20 protein-coding genes are annotated in these 19,937 nt (G+C 69.4%); 11 read left to right on the top strand and 9 right to left on the bottom strand.

The genetic code is table 11. From position 1 onward, the window contains the following. Window positions 1-23: 23 nt before the first annotated feature. Complete coding sequence (gene cobT / locus R2B38_RS09610) at window positions 24-1,154, bottom strand: nicotinate-nucleotide--dimethylbenzimidazole phosphoribosyltransferase (protein WP_318015842.1); 1,131 nt, start codon at window positions 1,152-1,154, stop codon at window positions 24-26. A gap of 138 nt (window positions 1,155-1,292) precedes the next feature. On the opposite strand from cobT, the gene R2B38_RS09605 reads away from it, so the two are divergent. Then, window positions 1,293-1,826, top strand: coding sequence for a methyltransferase domain-containing protein (locus tag R2B38_RS09605; protein WP_318015841.1), 534 nt, complete (start codon window positions 1,293-1,295; stop codon window positions 1,824-1,826). Window positions 1,827-1,834: 8 nt separating this feature from the next. Here the strand turns inward: R2B38_RS09605 and R2B38_RS09600 are convergent, their stop codons facing one another. Continuing rightward, entirely contained in the window at window positions 1,835-3,037 is a 1,203-nt protein-coding gene (locus R2B38_RS09600) for a bifunctional adenosylcobinamide kinase/adenosylcobinamide-phosphate guanylyltransferase (RefSeq protein WP_318015840.1), read from the bottom strand. A 182-nt stretch (window positions 3,038-3,219) separates the two neighbouring features. Here R2B38_RS09600 and R2B38_RS09595 point away from each other — a divergent pair, with 182 nt between their 5' ends. Continuing rightward, a complete protein-coding gene (locus tag R2B38_RS09595) occupies window positions 3,220-3,441 on the top strand; it encodes a hypothetical protein (protein ID WP_318015839.1) in 222 nt (73 codons plus the stop codon). Window positions 3,442-3,511: 70 nt separating this feature from the next. Here the strand turns inward: R2B38_RS09595 and R2B38_RS09590 are convergent, their stop codons facing one another. From R2B38_RS09590 to R2B38_RS09580, 3 genes are all read right to left on the bottom strand, one after another. Continuing rightward, window positions 3,512-4,603, bottom strand: a complete 1,092-nt coding sequence (locus tag R2B38_RS09590) for a S1C family serine protease (RefSeq protein WP_318015838.1) — start codon at window positions 4,601-4,603, stop codon at window positions 3,512-3,514. A gap of 85 nt (window positions 4,604-4,688) precedes the next feature. After that, window positions 4,689-5,390, bottom strand: a complete 702-nt coding sequence (locus tag R2B38_RS09585) for a class I SAM-dependent methyltransferase (protein ID WP_318015837.1) — start codon at window positions 5,388-5,390, stop codon at window positions 4,689-4,691. 83 nt (window positions 5,391-5,473) lie between these two features. Further along, on the bottom strand, window positions 5,474-6,028 hold the full coding sequence (locus R2B38_RS09580; protein ID WP_318021626.1) for a DUF3043 domain-containing protein: 555 nt from the start codon (window positions 6,026-6,028) through the stop codon (window positions 5,474-5,476). A gap of 325 nt (window positions 6,029-6,353) precedes the next feature. Here R2B38_RS09580 and R2B38_RS09575 point away from each other — a divergent pair, with 325 nt between their 5' ends. The 4 genes from R2B38_RS09575 (at window position 6,354) to R2B38_RS09560 (ending at window position 9,555) form a co-directional block, all read left to right on the top strand. After that, window positions 6,354-7,157 (top strand): PspA/IM30 family protein, encoded by an 804-nt coding sequence (locus R2B38_RS09575; RefSeq protein WP_318015836.1) that lies wholly within the window; start codon window positions 6,354-6,356, stop codon window positions 7,155-7,157. A 21-nt stretch (window positions 7,158-7,178) separates the two neighbouring features. Beyond that, complete coding sequence (gene pspAA / locus R2B38_RS09570; RefSeq protein ID WP_318015835.1) at window positions 7,179-7,457, top strand: PspA-associated protein PspAA; 279 nt, start codon at window positions 7,179-7,181, stop codon at window positions 7,455-7,457. Window positions 7,458-7,654: 197 nt separating this feature from the next. Then, the gene (locus tag R2B38_RS09565) at window positions 7,655-8,875 is read left to right on the top strand and encodes a sensor histidine kinase (protein WP_318015834.1); all 1,221 of its coding nucleotides are present in this window, start codon (window positions 7,655-7,657) and stop codon (window positions 8,873-8,875) included. Continuing rightward, complete coding sequence (locus R2B38_RS09560) at window positions 8,872-9,555, top strand: response regulator (protein ID WP_262062966.1); 684 nt, start codon at window positions 8,872-8,874, stop codon at window positions 9,553-9,555. Before R2B38_RS09565 ends, R2B38_RS09560 begins: the two co-directional genes overlap by 4 nt. A 10-nt stretch (window positions 9,556-9,565) precedes the next feature. Here the strand turns inward: R2B38_RS09560 and nadA are convergent, their stop codons facing one another. Then, window positions 9,566-10,750: a quinolinate synthase NadA gene (nadA, locus tag R2B38_RS09555; protein WP_318015833.1), complete on the bottom strand. Its 1,185-nt coding sequence runs from the start codon at window positions 10,748-10,750 to the stop codon at window positions 9,566-9,568. Window positions 10,751-11,045: 295 nt separating this feature from the next. Between nadA and R2B38_RS09550 the strand changes: the two genes are divergently transcribed. Further along, the gene (locus R2B38_RS09550) at window positions 11,046-11,402 is read left to right on the top strand and encodes an iron-sulfur cluster assembly accessory protein (protein WP_019065032.1); all 357 of its coding nucleotides are present in this window, start codon (window positions 11,046-11,048) and stop codon (window positions 11,400-11,402) included. 147 nt (window positions 11,403-11,549) lie between these two features. Here R2B38_RS09550 and R2B38_RS09545 read toward each other — a convergent pair whose 3' ends face one another. After that, window positions 11,550-13,463, bottom strand: a complete 1,914-nt coding sequence (locus tag R2B38_RS09545; protein ID WP_318015832.1) for a hypothetical protein — start codon at window positions 13,461-13,463, stop codon at window positions 11,550-11,552. Window positions 13,464-13,631: 168 nt separating this feature from the next. After that, window positions 13,632-13,877: a hypothetical protein gene (locus R2B38_RS09540; protein WP_318015831.1), complete on the bottom strand. Its 246-nt coding sequence runs from the start codon at window positions 13,875-13,877 to the stop codon at window positions 13,632-13,634. 131 nt (window positions 13,878-14,008) lie between these two features. Here R2B38_RS09540 and R2B38_RS09535 point away from each other — a divergent pair, with 131 nt between their 5' ends. Continuing rightward, entirely contained in the window at window positions 14,009-14,983 is a 975-nt protein-coding gene (locus R2B38_RS09535) for a carbohydrate kinase family protein (RefSeq protein WP_033284152.1), read from the top strand. Window positions 14,984-15,047: 64 nt separating this feature from the next. Here R2B38_RS09535 and R2B38_RS09530 read toward each other — a convergent pair whose 3' ends face one another. After that, the gene (locus R2B38_RS09530) at window positions 15,048-16,424 is read right to left on the bottom strand and encodes a cysteine desulfurase/sulfurtransferase TusA family protein (RefSeq protein ID WP_318015830.1); all 1,377 of its coding nucleotides are present in this window, start codon (window positions 16,422-16,424) and stop codon (window positions 15,048-15,050) included. A gap of 307 nt (window positions 16,425-16,731) precedes the next feature. On the opposite strand from R2B38_RS09530, the gene coxB reads away from it, so the two are divergent. Genes coxB through R2B38_RS09515 form a run of 3 tightly spaced genes read left to right on the top strand, consistent with a single transcriptional unit; the run spans window position 16,732 to window position 19,819 of the window. Further along, complete coding sequence (gene coxB / locus R2B38_RS09525) at window positions 16,732-17,691, top strand: cytochrome c oxidase subunit II (protein ID WP_318015829.1); 960 nt, start codon at window positions 16,732-16,734, stop codon at window positions 17,689-17,691. After that, on the top strand, window positions 17,688-19,424 hold the full coding sequence (gene ctaD / locus R2B38_RS09520) for a cytochrome c oxidase subunit I (RefSeq protein ID WP_318015828.1): 1,737 nt from the start codon (window positions 17,688-17,690) through the stop codon (window positions 19,422-19,424). Before coxB ends, ctaD begins: the two co-directional genes overlap by 4 nt. Further along, window positions 19,421-19,819, top strand: a complete 399-nt coding sequence (locus tag R2B38_RS09515; protein WP_033284401.1) for a cytochrome c oxidase subunit 4 — start codon at window positions 19,421-19,423, stop codon at window positions 19,817-19,819. The genes ctaD and R2B38_RS09515 overlap by 4 nt, the downstream gene beginning before the upstream one ends. Window positions 19,820-19,937: the final 118 nt, after the last annotated feature.

The raw sequence follows: 19,937 nt of genomic DNA, 5'->3' as shown, positions 1-19,937 counted from the left end.
GCCGCCGCGACGACCGGGCCCCGTCACTCCTCGGAGTTCTCCACCGCGAGATCGACCGGCTTCTCGTCCTCCGCGGACTCCTCCGGCTCGGCGGACTCGTCCAACTTCTCCGGCTTGAGCGGGAGTTCGGCGGCCAGCGCCGCCGCGGCCTGCACCAGCGGCAGGGCCAGCAGCGCGCCCGCGCCTTCTCCCACCGTCACGCCGTGGTCGAGGAGGGGCTCCAGGGCCATCCGGTCCAGGGCCTTCGCCTGGCCCGGCTCGCCGCTGTTCTGCCCGGCGAGCCACCAGTCCGGCGCCCGGAACGCGACCCGCTGACCCACCAGCGCGCACGCGGCGGCCACGACCCCGTCCAGGATCACCGGCAGCTTCCGTACGGCACTCTGCAGCAGGAACCCGGTCATCGCGGCGAGGTCGGCGCCGCCCACCGTCGCGAGGAGCTGCAACTGGTCGCCCAGCACCGGCCGGGCCCGCCGCAGCGAGTCCCGGATCGCCGCGCACTTGCGCATCCACGCGAGGTCGTCGATCGCGAGCCCGCCGCGCCCGGTGACCACGGAGGCATCGGTCCCGCACAGCGCCGCGATCAGCACGGAGGCAGGCGTCGTACCGCCGACGCTCACATCGCCGAGGACCACCAGATCCGTACCGGAGTCGGCCTCCTCGTTCGCGACGGCGACCCCCGCCTCGAACGCGGCCGCCGCCTCCTCCAGCGTCAGCGCGTCCTCGATGTCGATGCGCCCGCTGCCCCGCCGTACGCGGTGCTTCACGACCGCGTCCGGCAGCGCGCCGGGATCGCAGTCCAGGCCCATGTCCACGATCCGCACCGGCACCCCGAGCCGCCGCGCGAGCACCGCCGCCGGGCTGCCGCCCTCCAGCACCGACCGCACCAACTCCCCGGCGCTGCCCGCCGGCCGGGCCGACACGCCGAGTTCGGCGATGCCGTGGTCGCCCGCGAACAAGACCACACGCGGCCGTTCGACCGGCCGTACCGGCACGGCGCCCTGCGCCGCCGCCAGCCACTCACCCAGGTCGTCGAGTCGGCCCAGCGACCCGGGCGGCACGATCTGACGTTCGCGGCGGGCCTCCGCGTCGCGGCGCACACCGCCGTCGGGGCGCTCGATCAGATCGGTGAAGTCGTCGAGATTAAGCGAGCTCATTCGCCGAACAGTACCGGCAGCGATCGAACGCGACAGCGCCACATGGCCACCACGCGCCCCGGACGTCCTTGCCCTCAAGATCTAGATCCCGTACGTATCGGTTTGCACCGTTTTGCCGTACGACTCCGGGAGCCGCCCATGAACAGCCTGCGCACCCGCGTCAGCACGCGCGTCAGCACCCTCGACGCGTACCGCCGCCACCGCGCACTGGCCCGCGCGATCCTCCGGCTCCTCCCCGAACCGGAGAGCTGGCTCGACGTCGGCACCGGCGACGCCCACTTCCCGGAAACCGCGAAGGCCCTCTTCCCGTACACGTCCTTCGACGGCGTCGACCCCACCCCCCGAGTCGTCCGCGCCCGCGCCGCCGAACGCATCGAGGAGGCCTACGCCGGCCACCTCACGGACCCGCACATCACGACCGCCCTCCACTCCCGCTACGACGTGGTCACCCTCCTGCGCGACCGCTCCCCGGCCCCCGACCCCGACGCCGAACTCCGCGCGGCCCTCACGGTCCTGCGCCCCGCCGGCCTCCTCCTCCTGGAAGGTCACCCGGACACCCTGCGCGCCCAACTGGAGCCCCACGACTGCGAGTTGGTCACCGAACACCGGGGCTTCCAGGACCGGCTCCCGCCCCCGCACCGCGTGATCGCCCGCAGAAAACAGCAGTTCTAGAAACAGCCCTAGCCGCGCAGGGCGAGCGCCTGCCCCGCCACCACCAGCAACACGTGCTCGCACTCACCGGCGATCGCGGCGTTCAACCGCCCCAGCTCATCCCGGTACCGGCGCCCGGACGCGGTCGCCGGCACGATCCCCGAGCCGACTTCATTGGACACGGCGACGAGGGTCCGCGGGGTGGCCCGCACAGCAGCGGTCAACTCCCGTACCCGCTCCCGCAGTTGCTTCTCCCCGCCGTCCCCCCACTCCGTGTCGTCCCACGCCCCCACGGAGTCCATGGCGTCGGTCAGCCACAGCGACAGACAGTCGATGAGCAACGGCGGCCCGTCCTCCGCGAGCAACGGCACAAGGTCACACGTCTCGGCCGTACGCCACGACCCGGGCCGCCGCTCCCGATGCGCGGACACCCGGGAGGCCCACTCGGTGTCCCCGTTACGAGACCCGCCGGTGGCGACGTACAGCACGTCAGGAAACGCCTCCAGCCGCCGCTCGGCCTCGACGGACTTCCCGGACCGCGCCCCGCCCAGCACCAGCGTCCGCCGCGGCACATCGGGCACGTCCTCGTACACCCCCACGGTCAACGTCGTCCCGTCCGGCACGGCCCGCGCCCCCACGGCGGCCAGCCGCCGCGCCAACTCGGCCCCCGGCGCCACATCGTGATCGAGATGGACGGCGATGACGTCGGTGGCCGGCCCCATCGCCCCCACGGCCCGCAACTTCGCCAGCGCGTCCGGCCGCCCCACGACATCGGCGAGCACCATGTCGTACGACGGCACCGCCCCCTCCTCAAGCCCGGCAGGCGCACCCCCCGGCGGCAGATACAGCGCCCGCTGCCCGTCGGGCCCGGTGACGGCGTACCCGGTACCGGGCGCGTCCATCGCCACCGCCCGCACCCGATGCCCCGTCAACAACGCCAACTCCCGCCCGTCCGGCACCCGCCCCGGCTGCGGCAACCCGGCCGGCACCTCCACGGCGGGCCCGTCATGCGGATGAGACAACAGGACCTGCCGCACCCCACCAAGCGAATGCCCGGCCCGAGCAGCGGCAAAGGCGGCACCGGGAGTCAGATCGAGCAGCAGTGTCCCGTCCACGAGCACTGCGGTAGCTGCCCGAGCATCCACCCCGAGCGACACGGCACAGGCAGCACAAGGACAGTCAGGCCGCGGGAGTCCAGCGGGGGCACCGGTGCCGAGAAGAGTCAGTTCCACGCCCCGATTTTCACCGCTCACTGATGAACATGCCCATCCTGGACCCCCTCTAGGGGCGCGGGGAACTGCGCGACCAGCCCCCACCGAGCCCGCAGACGACAAACTTCCGCAACATGATCACAACTAACCCAGCGGAGCGCATACGCTGCAGGTCTGCATACGCTAAGCCTCGGGAGGCGTACATGGCGGCATGGATCTGGCGGTTCGAAAAGTCCGACGGGACCGAGGTCGAACCCGCGGTCACGCCGGAGGAGTTCACCACACAGGGCGACGCGGAGTCCTGGCTCGGCGAGATCTGGAAAGACCTCGTCGCGGGCGGCGCCGACCAGGTGTTCCTCTTCGAGGACGGCACACAGATCTACGGCCCGATGAGCCTGCACGCCGAGGACGCGTCACCGTCGTAGACCAAGCGGGTGGGGGCGGCCGGTGCTTCTCCGGCCGCCCCACTCCATTCCTGAGTCGAACCGAGCCGGGCTACTGCTCGCCCAGCGTCACATCGACCTTCTTCGACGCCCCGTTCCGCGAGTACGTCACCGACGTCTTCTGCCCCGGCTTGTCGGACGCCAGCGCCTCCGACAACGAGGTGATCGTGGTGATACCCGTGTCACCGAGCTTCGTGATGATGTCGCCCGCCTGGATACCGGCCTTGTCGGCCGCCCCACCGCTCTTCACCTCGACCACGGCGACCCCGGCGGCTTGGTAACTGTCGTCGACGACCGTACGCCCGGTGATGCCGAGGGCCGCCCGTCCCGAGTCGGTGACCTTGCCGTCCTTGACGATCTGGTCGGCGACCGTCTTCACCATCGAGGACGGGATCGCGAAGCCGATACCGGGCGCGGCACCGCCCCCAAAGTTCGGGTCGGTCGCTGCGAGGGTCGGGATGCCGATGACCTGCCCGTTCAGATTCACCAGCGCGCCCCCGCTGTTGCCGGGGTTGATCGCGGCCGAGGTCTGCACCATGTTGGCGATGGTCGCGCCCGTACCGCCCCCGGTACTGCCCTCGCTGACGGTCCGTCCGGTCGCCGACACGATGCCCTGCGTCACGCTGGACGACAGTCCCAGCGGCGAGCCCATGGCGAGGACGATCTGCCCCACCTCGACCTTGGAGGAGTCCGCGAAGGTCGCCGCCTTCAGCCCGTCCGGCACCTTGTCCAGCTTGACGACGGCGAGGTCCTGCTCGGGGTACGAGTAGACGAGCTTGGCGGTGAGCACGTCCTCGCTGTTCGCGGTGGTCACCTTGAAGGTCTTCTCGTCCCCGACGACGTGCGCGTTGGTGACGATGTGCCCCTGGTCGTCGTACACGACCCCCGACCCCAGATCGCTGCTGGCCTGGATCTGCACGACCGACGGCAGGACCTCCTTGATCACCTTCAGGTAGTCGCTCTGCAGGTCGTCACTCGCCATCGGTACGGCGGCCTGCGCTGCCTGCGCGGTGGAGGTGTCCTTCTTCGACGAGGACCCGGCACCTGCACACCCGGCGACCAGCGCGAGCGAACAGGCGAGACCGGCGAGCAGAGCGACCGGCCGCAGGGCACGGCAGGGGGTGCGGGTACGGGAGGAGTCCATACCGCGAGTGTCTCTTTGGGGTGAATGTCCGGCCCGTACTGCTGACCCGAACGGGCCCCTGACGCGTCCTCCACCGGGGGCGTGCTCAGCCCCGCACGCCGCACAGATGCAGCAGCGCGGCCACCGCCCGGTACGGATCCGTCCGCCCGGCCCGCTCCTCGGCGGCCAGCAGCGACTCGACGTCCGCCGGGATCTCCACGCCCTCCGGAGCGGTGTCGGTGAAGACCCGCACGCCGTACCAGGCCTGCAACGGCGCCCCGATCCCCGCGAGCGTGGCCGTCAGGGTGCCGAGCCGGTCGGCCCGCACATCGAGGCCCAGCCGGTTGCGGTACGCGGTCGAGTCGAACGCGCCCAGCGCGCCCGTCCAGTCCCAGGAGAGCCCGGGCCGCATGGCCAGCGCGTCGGCGTTCCGCACGAGCAGCGACAGCAGCCCGCCCGGCGCCAGCATCCGGGCGAGACCGGCGAGCAGCGGATCGGGCTCGGACACGTACATGAGTACGCCATGACAGAGCACGACGTCGAAACTGCCCGGCAGGAAGTGCACGCCCGTGTCCCGGCCGTCACCCTCGATGATCCGCACCCGCTCCCGGATGCCCTCGGGCTCGCCGGACAGGGCCGCGCGGGCCGCGGCGACCATCTTCGGTTCCTGTTCGACCCCGGTCACCTGATGCCCGGCCCGGGCCAGCCGCAGCGCCTGCGTGCCCTGGCCCATCCCGACGTCGAGCACCCGCAGCCGCTGGCCGACTGGATACCGGCCGGCTATCTGCTCGTCGAGCTGCCGGGCCACCAGCTCCTGTCGTACGACATCCCGCAGCCCGCCCAGCCTGCTCAGCCAGGCATCGGCCGCGCCCCCGGAGAAGGAGTCCGCGCTCAGGGCCGCTCTCCGCGCTTGACCTGCGGCTTCGGCAGCCGGAGTCGACGCATCTGGAGGGAGCGCATCATGGAGTACCAGACCGTGCCCTTGGTGTTCTGGCCCGGGAAGCGCTCGGCGAGCAGCTTGCGCAGCCGGAACACGCTCCAGAAGGAGTCGACCACGATCAGGATGATCACCACGAGCCACAGCAGCAGCGCGATGTTCTGCAGCGCGGGGATCTGCACCACGCTGAGCACGAGGATCACCACGGCCAGCGGCAGGAAGAACTCGGCGATGTTGATGCGCGAGTCGATGTAGTCACGCCCGAACTTGCGGATCGGGCCCCGGTCACGGAGGGGCAGATCCCGCTCGTTGCCCCGGCCGGAGAGCGCCTGGCGCTGCCTCTCCATCGCCGTGCGCCGCTCGTCGCGCTGGCGCTTGGAGGCGTCCTTGCGCGTCATCGAGGTGTTGGCGACGCTGCGGCGCTGAGTCTGGGACTCACTACGCTTGGGCGTGGGCCGACCCTTCGGGGCCTGAGGGTCTCGGGGCATCGTGGAGTCGGTCAGCGGCACCTTGTCGGTGGGCGCTGCCTTCTCTTCCTTGGCGCGGCTACGGAACACAAAACCCAAGGGTAAGGGGTGAATGGGGTTGGACCCCAGCCCTGTGGGGAACGATCCGGCAACACCGCTCGTCTGTAGGGGGACAGAGAAGGACGTCAGGGACGGGTCCTGCCAGGGGAGCACCTACTCCTTACGCCGGATCGGAACCGGGCTCAGTCGTCCTTGGGGATGAGCGCATCCGTCCCCGAACAGTGCGGTAATAGATGCAGGGCCCGTACTGTGGGTTCTGTTGCAGTCGCTGGAGCTGGAGTCCGTCAGAAGGGGGCGCGCGAAGCCCATGAGCGGTGTCATGAAGCGTATGGGGATGATCTTCCGCGCGAAGGCGAACAAGGCCCTTGACCGGGCCGAGGACCCGCGCGAAACCCTCGATTACTCGTACCAGAAGCAGCTGGAGCTGCTTCAGAAGGTACGCAGGGGAGTGGCCGACGTCGCCACCTCCCGCAAGCGTCTGGAGCTCCAGCTCAACCAGCTGCAGTCGCAGTCCTCGAAGCTGGAGGACCAGGGCCGCAAGGCGCTCGCCCTCGGCCGCGAGGACCTGGCCCGCGAGGCGCTCTCGCGCCGGGCCGCGCTCCAGCAGCAGGTGACGGACCTGGAGACGCAGCACACCACGCTCCAGGGCGAGGAGGAGAAGCTCACCCTCGCGGCCCAGCGCCTCCAGGCCAAGGTGGACGCCTTCCGTACGAAGAAGGAGACCATCAAGGCCACGTACACGGCGGCCCAGGCGCAGACCCGGATCGGGGAGGCCTTCAGCGGCATCTCCGAGGAGATGGGCGATGTCGGGCTTGCCATCCAGCGTGCCGAGGACAAGACCCAGCAGCTCCAGGCCCGCGCCGGCGCGATCGACGAGCTCCTCGCCTCCGGCGCCCTGGACGACCCGACCGGCATGGCCAAGGACGACATCCAGGCCGAGCTGGAACGCCTGTCCGGTGGTACGGATGTAGAGCTGGAACTCCAGCGCATGAAGGCGGAGCTGGCCGGCGGTTCTTCTGCTTCCCAGCAGGCGATCGAAGGCGGCAAGGACCAGTCCCAGTCACCGTCCTCGTCGCAGCCGCAGGACACCCCGCGTTTCGACAAGCAGTAGCCCACGCCTGAGGAGGGCGACATGATCGTACGGATCATGGGGGAGGGGCAGGTGAGGCTGGCCGACAGCCACCTCACCGAGCTGAACAAGTTGGACACCATCCTCCTCACGGAGGTCCAGAACGGCGACGGCCCAGCCTTCCGCCGAACCCTCCATGCCCTCCTGGCGAAGGTCCGAGAACTCGGTGAGCCCTTGCCGGACGACTCCCTGGAACCATCGGAACTGATCCTCCCGGCCGAGGACGCAACCCTGGACGAAGTTCGGGACCTGCTGAGCGACGACGGCTTGATCCCGGGGTAGTTCCGGGGCGGGCTCCCTTTCAGCGCCGGTCGGTACCATCAGCCCGTCCGGCGTTTGAGGACGAGGCCGTTCAGGCCGAAGCGGGGGCCTGGGGGCGCAGCCCCCAGGTACGCCCGCCCCAACACCCCGCACAGGCACAGCGAACGTACAGCTGACCCCCGTTCCGCCCCCGGCAGGGACCCCGTACCGTTGCCAGAATGAGCACCTTGGACCGCGCCCGCTGCCAAGCGAAGGCGCACCCCTCCGCCCTGGACGCGGCCCTCGCCGCCGCGGTGCTCGTGTGCATGATCGCCGGATCCTTCGTGGACCCCCACGGGGACAACGGCGTGAGCTGGGGCCTCCGCACCCCCGCCCCCCTCAGCCTGATCCTGATGGCGGTCGGCGCCGCCGCGCTGGTCAAACGCCGTCGCGCGCCCATGCTGGTGCTCGCCGTCACCGCGACCGCCTCCCTCATCGAGAGCGTCACCAGCGACCCGCGCGCCCCGGTCGCGATGTCGGCGGTGGTCGCGCTGTTCACCGTCGCCGTCACCACCGACCGCTCGACGACCTGGCGCGTCGCCCTGCTCACGATGACGGTGCTGACCGGCGCCGCGATGCTCGGCGGCCCCCTCCCGTGGTACGCCCAGGAGAACCTCGGCATCTTCGCCTGGACCGGCATGGCGGCCGCCGCCGGCGACGCCGTACGCAGCCGTAAGGAATTCGTGCACGCCATACGCGAGCGCGCGGAACGGGCCGAACGCACCCGCGAGGAGGAGGCCCGCCGCAGGGTCGCCGAGGAACGGCTCCGCATCGCCCGTGACCTGCACGACGTGGTCGCGCACCACATCGCCCTGGTCAACGTGCAGGCCGGGGTCGCCGCGCACGTCATGGACAAACGCCCGGACCAGGCCAAGGAAGCGCTCGCGCACGTCCGCGAGGCCAGCCGCTCCGCGCTCAACGAACTCCGGGCCACCGTCGGCCTGTTGCGCCAGTCCGGCGACCCCGAGGCCCCCACCGAACCGGCCCCGGGCCTCGACCGCCTCGAAGAACTCGCCGGCACCTTCCGCAACGCCGGCCTCCAGGTGGAGGTCGCCCGCGCCGACAACGGCACCACCCTCCCCGCCGCCGTCGACCTCGCCGCCTACCGCGTCATCCAGGAAGCCCTCACCAACGTGCAGAAACACGCCGGCACGGAGGCGAAGGCCGAGGTGAGTGTCGTACGGGTGGGCCCGAACGTGGAGGTCACCGTCCTCGACAACGGCTCCGGGGAGGACCACGACCCCGATTCCGGCGGCGGCCACGGCCTGCTCGGCATGCGCGAGCGCGTCACCGCCCTGCGCGGCACCCTCACCACCGGTCCCCGCTACGGAGGCGGCTTCCGCGTGCATGCGATCCTGCCGGTCAAGACCCGCCCACGCGCCTCGGGGGACCCCGTATGACGACGATCCGTGTCCTGCTCGCCGACGACCAGGCCCTGCTGCGCAGCGCCTTCCGCGTACTCGTCGACTCGGAGCCCGACATGGAGGTCGTAGGAGAGGCCTCGGACGGCGCACAGGCCGTACGGCTGGCGAAGGAGGAGCGGGCCGACGTCGTGCTGATGGACATCCGGATGCCCGGCACGGACGGCCTCGCCGCGACCCGCATGATCAGCGCGGACCCGTCCCTGGCCCACGTCCGCGTGGTCATACTGACGACCTTCGAGGTCGACGACTACGTGGTCCAGTCCCTGCGCGCGGGCGCGTCCGGCTTCCTCGGGAAAGGCTCTGAGCCGGAGGAACTCCTGAGTGCCATCAGGGTCGCGGCGGCGGGAGAGGCCCTGCTGTCCCCCGTGGCGACCAAGGGCCTGATCGCCCGCTTCCTCGCCCAGGGCGACCTGGACGAGGACCGCGACCCGGCCCGAGCCGAACGCCTCGAAGCCCTCACCGTCCGCGAGCGCGAGGTCCTCGTCCAGGTCGCCGGCGGCCTCTCGAACGACGAGATCGCCGAACGCCTGGAGGTCAGCCCCCTGACGGTGAAGACCCACGTCAACCGCGCCATGTCCAAACTCGGCGCCCGCGACCGGGCCCAACTCGTCGTCATCGCCTACGAGTCGGGCCTGGTCCGGCCGCGGGTGGAGTAACCCGGCAGAGCTACGGCAGCGCCAGCATCCGCTCCAGCGCCAGCTTGGCGAACGCCTCCGTCTCCTTGTCCACCTCGATGCGGTTGACCAGGTTGCCCTCGGCGAGGGACTCCAGGGTCCAGACCAGGTGGGGGAGGTCGATGCGGTTCATGGTCGAGCAGAAGCAGACCGTCTTGTCGAGGAAGACGATCTCCTTGCCCTCGGGGGCGAAACGGTTCGCGAGCCGTCGTACGAGATTCAGCTCGGTGCCTATGGCCCACTTCGAACCGGCCGGGGCCGCCTCAAGTGCCTTGATGATGTACTCCGTTGACCCGACGTAGTCCGCCGCGGCCACGACCTCGTTCTTGCACTCGGGGTGGACGAGGACGTTGACGCCCGGGATCCGGGCCCGTACGTCCTCCACCGACTCCAGCGAGAAGCGGCCGTGCACCGAGCAGTGGCCGCGCCACAGGATCATCTTCGCGGCCCTCAACTGCTGGGCGGTGAGGCCCCCGTTGGGCTTGTGCGGGTTGTAGAGCACGCAGTCTTCGAGGCTCATGCCCAGGTCGCGGACGGCGGTGTTGCGACCCAGGTGCTGGTCGGGGAGGAACAGGACCTTCTCGCCCTGCTCGAAGGCCCAGTTCAGGGCCCGCTCGGCGTTCGACGACGTACAGATCGTGCCGCCGTGCTTGCCCGTGAACGCCTTGATGTCGGCGGACGAGTTCATGTACGACACGGGCACGACCTGCTCGGCCACGCCGGCCTCGGTCAGCACGTCCCAGCACTCGGCGACCTGCTCGGCGGTGGCCATGTCGGCCATCGAGCAGCCGGCGGCGAGATCGGGGAGGACGACCTTCTGGTCGTCGCCGGTCAGGATGTCCGCGGACTCCGCCATGAAGTGCACACCGCAGAACACGATGTACTCGGCCTCCGGGCGCGCGGCCGCGTCCCGGGCCAGCTTGAAGGAGTCGCCCGTGACGTCGGCGAACTGGATGACCTCGTCGCGCTGGTAGTGATGGCCGAGCACGAAGACCTTGTCGCCGAGTTTCTCCTTGGCCGCGCGGGCCCGCTCGACCAGGTCGGGGTCGGAGGGCGAGGGCAGGTCGCCGGGGCACTCGACGCCGCGCTCGCTGCTCGGGTCGGCCTCACGGCCGAGCAGGAGCAGGGCGAGGGGCGTCGGCTGAACGTCGAGCTCCTGGGTCTGGGCGGTGGTCACGACACGCACCCTTTCTGTTCTGCGGGCTGGGCCGGTCTGTTGGAGGACGGCCCTTTTCGTCGAATTGACGTTATCTATCATAACTTCTTCACGTCAGTTTGACGATGCCCATAACGTCGATGTGACATCAATCCCGGTACGCGCCCGGTGAGGGGCCTTGCGGGTGTGTGCGAGCATGGATGAGAGAGCAGAAGAGATACAGGCGAAAAGAACGCCACCCGGCCCGGAATGAATCCGCGGCCACGCCGGTTGAAATGTCGGCAAGCAGTCTCCGTACAACCCGGGAGAGATGTAGATGTCCGTATCGGACGAGACCAGCACCGTCACCGACGGCATCCTTCTGTCCGACGCCGCCGCGGCGAAGGTCAAGGCCCTGCTCGACCAGGAAGGCCGTGAGGATCTGGCCCTGCGTGTCGCCGTCCAGCCCGGCGGCTGCTCCGGCCTGCGTTACCAGCTCTTCTTCGACGAGCGCTCCCTGGACGGCGACGTCGTCAAGGACTTCGGCGGTGTCAAGGTCGTCACCGACCGCATGAGCGCCCCGTACCTGGGCGGCGCCTCCATCGACTTCGTCGACACCATCGAGAAGCAGGGCTTCACGATCGACAACCCGAACGCGACGGGCTCCTGCGCCTGTGGCGACTCGTTCAGCTAAACCCACTCGTGCCCCGTTGGGCGATCGAGCGGATTGCGCAGATTGAGCAGAGCGAAGGCGGCGGCCCCCTCCGACAGGGCCGCCGCCTTCGGGCTTTTCCACCGCCCGCGCGGTCGTGGCTACCGGGCCGGTGACTACCGGCCTTTGCTACCGGGCCAGTGAGGGGCCTGCCCCGACCTCCACCCTCTTCTCCACCGGGATCTTCGTGCCGTCCGGCCCCACGACGGCCCTGTCACCGAGCGGCGCCTTCAGCTGCACGGTCTGGTGGTAGATCTTGGCGATCATGACGCAGATCTTGTTGGGCCAGGGCGTGTCGGTCACCGTGACCGTCACCTTGTCCGAACTCTCCACGGCCGACACCTTGTAGTCCGCGCACACCCCGCCGGTGAAGGCCACGGTGAGGCTCTTCCCGTCGGCCGTGTAACCGTCGGCCTTGACGTCGTGCGGCTTCGCGGTGGACGTCGAACTCGCCGTAGGGGTAGGCGTGTTGGCCGAGGCCAGATACTTCGGGTCGATCGCCGGATACGTCAGCGTGAAGCTGTCCTGCCCGCCCGGCTGCCGCGCCTCGAACAGCCAGGACGGCACCAGCGTCTGCCGCCCGTCCACGGAGTGCACGGCGAGCCCGAACACCGCGTGCTCGACGGTGGTCGACGCCTGCGTGGGCGTGGCGGAAGCGGAGGCGGCATCGGTGGACTGTCCGCAGGGCGCCTCAAGCCGGTCCTTCAGCGGTACGGGGCTGGCGCAGCCGCCGATGCCCATGCGGTGGTCGGTCTTCGGCGCCGCGTTCATCAGGTCCAGCGTCTTCTGGGCACTCAGCACGGGATAGACGTCACCCTTCATCGGCGCCGCCAAGTCCCCGCTCCCGCCGACCACTTCACCCTGGGCGCTGACGGTCAGCCCGGTGGTCCACCCGTACGTCGGCAGCCCGCCGATCACCGGCTGGGCGTTCACCACCCGCTGCGCGCCCATGAGTTGGCTCGCGTCGACCTTCGCGTCGTCCTGGCCGACGGCCTTGAGGATCGGGGCGGCGGCCTTCTTCGCGACGGCGACACTCACCGGGTCGACCGTGGGAGCGGCGGGGTCCTTCCGGCACGTGGTGCTGCCGGTGCAGTCGTCGGTGCCGGGTGCGTAGCGGCTGAACGTCCACATGCCCGGCGCGGCCTTGTTCACCTGCAGGCTGGGCCCGGTACCGTCCTGCCCGCCCACCTTCCAGAGCTGCCCCTCGGCGACCGGCGTCCCCACGACCCCGAGCGCCCTGGCGAGCCGGCTCACCGCGTCCTTGCTCACCTCACCCTCCGGCGCGTACACGGCGGCGGAGTCCGGCCCGCCGGGCAGACTCCCCACGGCCCGGTACGTCTCCCCGTACGGATTCGGCTCCCCGGACGCGATCCCACTCGTACCCCCGGAGGAATACCCGTCGAGCGCGAGCGGCGGCGGAGTCCCGTCGGCACCGGACGCCGCGGATCCCGTCCCTTCCCCCGAACCGCCGGAAGTGGACGAGGACGAGGCGAGATACGCCCCGCCCCCTCCGACGAGCAGTACGGCGGCGGCGACGGAGGCGATGACGAGGGGGGACCTGGATCGGGTGGGGCGCCGGTCGTCATCGGTTTCGGGGGAGTGGTCGTGCAGGGAGAGTTCGGTGTCGGTGTCTGCGGTGGAGACGGGCTGCTCCGGGTGGGCGGGTTCGGGGGGTGTTGGGTCGGTGGCTTCCGGCCGGTCGTCCGCCTCGGCGTCGGATGCCGCGAGTTCAGCATCTTCCGGCCGCTCGGCCTCCGTGTCCGACCCCGCCGGCGCGACTTCTTCCGCCGCTTCCGAGGGGCCAGCTTCTACGCCGGATGCCGTGGACCCCGTCTCGTCCGGCTCGCTGCGACCGGCCTCCGCGCCGGGCGCCGTAGAACCGGGCTTTTCCCTACGGCCGGTTTCGCCACCGGTCACTTCCCCGCCGGCCCCGCTGCCATCGACCTCGGGCCCCTTGGCGGAGCCCTTCGCGGCGTCCCCCACGCCCCGCACGTCACCGGACGTGCCGGACGTGTCGTCGTTGTCGGGTCGCTCGGTGTTCACCGCATCGCTCCTTCGGCTGCGCAACTGTCCCTTGACCCTGACCCGGCCCTGTCAAAGGGGCAGGCGGAAGGGTCGTATCCCGCATCCCCTTTACGGGGGACAGCGATGGGACGCAGCGGGGGAGCGCGCGGTTCCCCCGAGCGCGCCGATCCTGCTGAACGACTCCGCTCAGTCGCCGTACTCCGCCATGCCGTCCAGCAGGCGGGCCGACGCCGACGGCACCGTCACCCCGTGGATGAGCGACGGGGACACCGGGAGGGAGGCGATCCGGTCGGGAACCGTCCAGTGCGGAACCATCCGCGCGCAGTCACCGCGCAGCGACGCGAGATCGGCCTCGCCCTCGCCTTCGAGATGGACCGGAACGTGAACCGGAACATGGGCCGGAACGGGGCCGTCGACCTTGAGGTTCGTCATAGCGGCACCGTAGGCACGCTCGACCTCGCGAAGAAAGATCTACTATCGGGTAGTTTTGGCCGCTTCAGAGCCGTAGCGCGGACCGGGTAGCGTGAAGTGTCAACGCAGCCTCCCTCAGGAGAGTCCTCGCCGTGCGCATCGCAGTCACCGGCTCCATCGCCACCGACCACCTCATGACCTTCCCCGGCCGCTTCGCCGACCAGCTGGTCGCGGACCAGCTGCACACGGTGTCGCTCTCCTTCCTGGTCGACAACCTCGACGTACGCCGGGGCGGTGTCGGCGCCAACATCGCGTTCGGCATGGGCCAGCTCGGCACCGCGCCGATCCTGGTCGGGGCCGCCGGCTCCGACTTCGCCGAGTACCGGGACTGGCTCGACCGGCACGGCGTCGACACCGGCTCGGTGCGTATCTCCGAGACGCTGCACACCGCCCGCTTCGTGTGCACCACCGACGCCGACCACAACCAGATCGGCTCCTTCTACACCGGCGCGATGAGCGAGGCCCGGCAGATCGAGCTGAAGACCGTCGCCGACCGCGTGGGCGGCCTCGACCTGGTCCTCATCGGCGCGGACGACCCCGAGGCGATGCTCCGCCACACGGAGGAGTGCCGTACCCGTTCCATCCCGTTCGCCGCGGACTTCTCCCAGCAGATCGCGCGCATGGACGGCGACGACATCCGCATCCTGCTGGACGGCTCGGCGTACCTCTTCTCCAACGAGTACGAGAAGGGGCTCATCGAGTCCAAGACCGGCTGGAGCGACGAGGAGATCCTGGCGAAGGTCGGGCACCGGGTGACCACGCTCGGCTCGCGCGGCGTTCGTATCGAGCGCGTCGGTATGGACCCGATCGAGGTCGGCTGCGCGGAGGAGGAGCGGAAGGCCGACCCCACGGGTGTCGGCGACGCGTTCCGGGCGGGGTTCCTCTCGGGGCTGGCGTGGGGGGTTTCGTTGGAGCGGGCGGCGCAGGTCGGTTGCATGCTGGCGACGCTCGTCATCGAGACGGTGGGTACGCAGGAGTACCAGCTGCGGCGGGTGCACTTCATGGACCGGTTCACCAAGGCGTATGGGCATGATGCTGCGGCTGAGGTGCGGGGGCATCTGGGCTGATTTTTCGTCTGCGGGTGCGTGGGGGCTGGTCGCGCAGTTCCCCGCGCCCCTAAAAAAGGGGCGTTCAGGTTGCTCGGCGGATCAAGTACGCCGTGCCCTGGTCCGCCTTTTCCTCGCCGATGTACTCCTGAGCCCGCATCTCGCACCATGCCGGGATGTCCAAGCGTGCCGCCTCGTCGTCGGACAGGACCTTGACCGTGCCGCCGATCGGCACATCGCCGATGACTTTCGCCAGTTCGATCACCGGGATCGGGCAGCGCTTGCCGAGGGCGTCCACGACGAGGATGTCCTCTTCTACGGCCGTCATCGGCGCCTGCGCTCCCAGCTTCTCCCGTACTTCCGCGACCGCCCCCGGCAACACGGCGAGGAAGCGTTCGACGTCCTTCTCCGTCGCCCCCCGTGGCAACGACACCCGCACATTCCCCTCACTCAGTACGCCCATCGCCTTGAGGACATGGCTGGGCGTCAGCGTGCTGCTTGTGCAGGACGAACCGGAGGAGACGGAGAAACCGGCGCGGTCCAGTTCGTGGAGGAGGGTCTCTCCATCGACATAGAGACAGGAGAAGGTGACGATCCCGGGCAGCCGCCGCACCGGATCGCCGACCACATCCACGCCCGGCACCAGCCGCGGCACCCGGGTCCGGATCCGCTCCGTCAGTTCCCGCAGCCGTAGCGCCTCCTGGGCCGCCTCTGTGCGGACGGCGCGGAGCGAGGCGGCCGCGGCCACCACGGCGGGGATGTTCTCGAAGCCGGGGGCGCGGCCCGACTCCCGTTCGTCGACGGGGTGTTGGGGCGCGAAGCGCGCGCCCTTGCGGACCGCCAGCAGGCCGACGCCGGCCGGGCCGCCCCACTTGTGCGCGCTCGCCGTGAGCAGCGACCACGGGCCCTCCACCGGGCCCCAGCCCAGCGACTGGGCCGCGTCGACCAGCAACGGCACCCCGACCGCCCGGCACGCCTCGGCCACCTCGGCGACCGGCTGGAGGGTCCCCACCTCGTGGTTGGCCGACTGGAGACAGGCCAGGGCGGTGTCCGAGCGGAGGGAGTCGGCGTAGGCCGCCACGCTCACCGCGCCCGTACGGTCCACGGGCACCTCGGTGGACGAACCGCCCTCCGCGACCAGTGCCTCGGCCGAATGGAGCACGGAAGAGTGTTCAACCGCTGACACGATCAGGTGACGCCCGACGCGCCGCCGCCCCGCCAATGCCCCCGCGATTCCCGTGTGTACGGCCCGCGTCCCGGAGGACGTGAAGACGAGTTCGTCGGCCCGGCATCCCACAGCTTCGGCTGCGGCCTCGCGGGCAGCGTCCAGCAGCAATCGGGCTTTGCGTCCCTCTCTGTAGAGCCGAGCGGGATCGGCCCACCCGTCGTCGAGAGCCGCCAACAAGGCTTGCTGGGCTACTGGATGAAGGGGAGCGGACGAGGCGGCATCGAAGTAGGACACACGGCAACGTTAAAACGAGGGGGAGCTACAAAGGGGCGCGAGACTGTGACATAGCGGCTCCGCCGCGGGGCGCGAGCAACCACAACGCACCCCGCACCCGCCCAAATCACCTGAACCCCCGAGCTATTAGGCGCAAGGAGTAACGGGCGACGCGTATGCCACCCTCCCCGCGAACCCCCGGAGGGCGTCGGCTAGGGTTTGGTCCGCATAAACATCCAAACCCCTGCCCGACGCAGGGCGGCGACCGACCCGCGTGAAGGCAGGCCGCAGCCAATCCGCGCGGGCGAGACTCTCGGGAAGGCGCTACGTGAGTCCCAACGGCTCCGACCGCTCGCCGCGGCGCCCGATGCGGCGGAAGCTGCTGCAGGCAATGACTGCGGGCCTGGTCCTGGCGACCGCGACCGGTTGCACATCCAAGGACTTTCCTCGCCTTGGTTTCCCCACCCCGACCACGGAAGAGGGTCCGCGGATCCTCTCCCTCTGGCAGGGGTCCTGGGCCGCCGCGCTCGCCGTCGGCATCCTGGTGTGGGGCCTGATCATGTGGAGCGTCGTGTTCCACCGGCGCAGCCGCACCAAGGTCGAGATCCCCCCGCAGACCCGGTACAACATGCCTATTGAGGCGCTGTACACGGTTGTTCCGCTCATCATCGTCTCGGTGTTGTTCTACTTCACCGCCCGCGACGAGACGAAGCTCCTGAGCCTCGACAAGAAGCCCGACGTGACGGTCAACGTCGTGGGCTTCCAGTGGAGCTGGGGCTTCAACTACATCGAGAACGTCGACGGTGTCAGCGGCGACGCGACGACCGACAAGAACCTGGCCGCGATTCCGGACCGGTTCAAGAAGGAGTTCCCGGCGAACGCCGGCGGAGTCTACGACGTCGGTACGCCCGCCACGAAGAACCAGCAGACGGGCAACCCTGGTCCGACCCTCTGGCTCCCCAAGGGCGAGACGGTCCGCTTCGTCCTCACCTCACGTGACGTCATCCACGACTTCTGGGTGGTGCCGTTCCTGATGAAGATGGACGTCGTCCCGGGCCACACCAACGCCTTCCAGGTGACTCCCAACAAGGAGGGCACCTACCTCGGCAAGTGCGCCGAGCTCTGCGGTGTCGACCACTCCCGGATGCTGTTCAACGTGAAGGTCGTCTCGCCGGAGGTTTACCAGCAGCACCTCAAGGACCTCGCCAAGAAGGGGCAGACCGGTTACATCCCCGCTGGCATCGCGCAGACGAGCCACGAGAAGAACCGGGAGACGAACAACCTGTGAGCATCCTCAACGAACCTCAGGGTGCCGCGGCAGCAGAGTCCCACTACGCGGACGAGCTGCCGGTAAGGCGCAAGCAACCCGGTAACGTCGTGATCAAGTGGCTCACCACCACCGACCACAAGACGATCGGCACGCTGTATCTGGTCACGTCGTTCGCGTTCTTCCTGATCGGCGGCGTCATGGCGCTGCTGATGCGCGCCGAGCTGGCCCGGCCGGGTCTGCAGATCCTGTCGAACGAGCAGTTCAACCAGGCGTTCACGATGCACGGCACGATCATGCTGCTGATGTTCGCGACGCCGCTGTTCGCCGGTTTCACGAACTGGATCATGCCGCTGCAGATCGGCGCGCCCGACGTGGCGTTCCCGCGGCTGAACATGTTCGCCTACTGGCTGTATCTCTTCGGCTCGACCATCGCGGTGGGTGGCTTCCTCACCCCGCAGGGCGCGGCGGACTTCGGCTGGTTCGCGTACTCCCCGCTGTCGGACGCGGTCCGTTCGCCGGGCATCGGCGCCGACATGTGGATCATGGGTCTGGCCTTCTCCGGCTTCGGCACGATCCTCGGCGCGGTCAACTTCATCACCACGATCATCTGCATGCGCGCACCGGGCATGACGATGTTCCGCATGCCGATCTTCGTGTGGAACGTGCTGCTGACCGCCGTACTCGTTCTGCTGGCCTTCCCGGTCCTCGCCGCCGCGCTCTTCGCGCTGGAGGCGGATCGGAAATTCGGGGCACATGTCTTCGACGCGGCAAACGGCGGTGCGTTGCTGTGGCAACACCTCTTCTGGTTCTTCGGCCATCCAGAGGTGTACATCATCGCGCTGCCGTTCTTCGGCATCATCTCCGAGGTCATCCCGGTCTTCTCCCGCAAGCCGATGTTCGGCTACATGGGACTGGTCGCGGCCACGATCTCCATCGCCGGTCTGTCCGTGACCGTGTGGGCCCACCACATGTACGTCACCGGCGGAGTGCTCCTCCCGTTCTTCTCCTTCATGACGTTCCTCATCGCCGTGCCAACAGGCGTGAAGTTCTTCAACTGGATCGGAACGATGTGGAAGGGGTCCCTGTCCTTCGAGACCCCGATGCTCTGGGCCACCGGCTTCCTGATCACCTTCACCTTCGGTGGTCTGACCGGTGTCATCCTGGCCTCGCCGCCGATGGACTTCCACGTCTCGGACTCGTACTTCGTCGTCGCCCACTTCCACTACGTGGTCTTCGGCACGGTCGTGTTCGCGATGTTCTCCGGCTTCCACTTCTGGTGGCCGAAGATGACCGGCAAGATGCTCGACGAGCGCCTCGGCAAGATCACCTTCTGGACGCTGTTCATCGGCTTCCATGGCACCTTCCTGGTCCAGCACTGGCTGGGTGCCGAGGGCATGCCCCGTCGTTACGCGGACTATCTCGCGGCCGACGGCTTCACCGCCCTGAACACGATCTCGACGATCAGCTCCTTCCTGCTCGGCCTGTCGATCCTGCCGTTCCTCTACAACGTGTGGAAGACGGCGAAGTACGGCAAGAAGGTCGAGGTCGACGACCCGTGGGGCTACGGCCGTTCGCTCGAGTGGGCGACGTCCTGCCCGCCGCCGCGGCACAACTTCCTCACCCTGCCGCGGATCCGCAGCGAATCCCCGGCGTTCGACCTGCACCACCCGGAGATCGCCGCCCTCGACCAGCTCGAGAACGCGCATCACGGTGACAAGGCCCTCACTGGCGGCAAGGAGGCGGGCAAGTGAAGGTCCAGGGCAGGATGTTCATGTGGCTGGCCGTCTTCGTGCTCGCCACGGCGATCGTCTACGGCGTCTGGTCCAAGGAGGCGGCCGGTACCACGGCCCTCTTCATGGCCTTCGGCCTGTGCATCATGGTCGGCTTCTACCTGGGCTTCACGGCCCGGCGGATCGACACGCTCGCGCAGGACAACAAGGAGGCCGACGTCGCGGACGAGGCCGGCGAGGTGGGCTTCTTCAGCCCGCACAGCTGGCAGCCCCTCGCCCTCGGTGTCGGTGGCGCACTGGCCTTCCTGTCGATCGCGATCGGCTGGTGGCTGCTGTACTTCTCCGCCCCGATCATCATGATCGGCCTGTACGGCTGGGTCTTCGAGTACTACCGCGGTGAAGACCGCACCCAGTAGCACGCGCGGAGCACTCGCGAGCCCGGACACTCCGTCAGGAGGGTCCGGGCTCGTGCTTTTGCCGCAACGCCGGTCCCTCGTCCGGGTTACTCACCGCGCCGGGGCTGACGAAGCTTCA

Source organism: Streptomyces sp. N50 (assembly GCF_033335955.1).
Taxonomy (GTDB): domain Bacteria; phylum Actinomycetota; class Actinomycetes; order Streptomycetales; family Streptomycetaceae; genus Streptomyces.
This window is presented reverse-complemented; position numbering and strand designations above follow the sequence as displayed.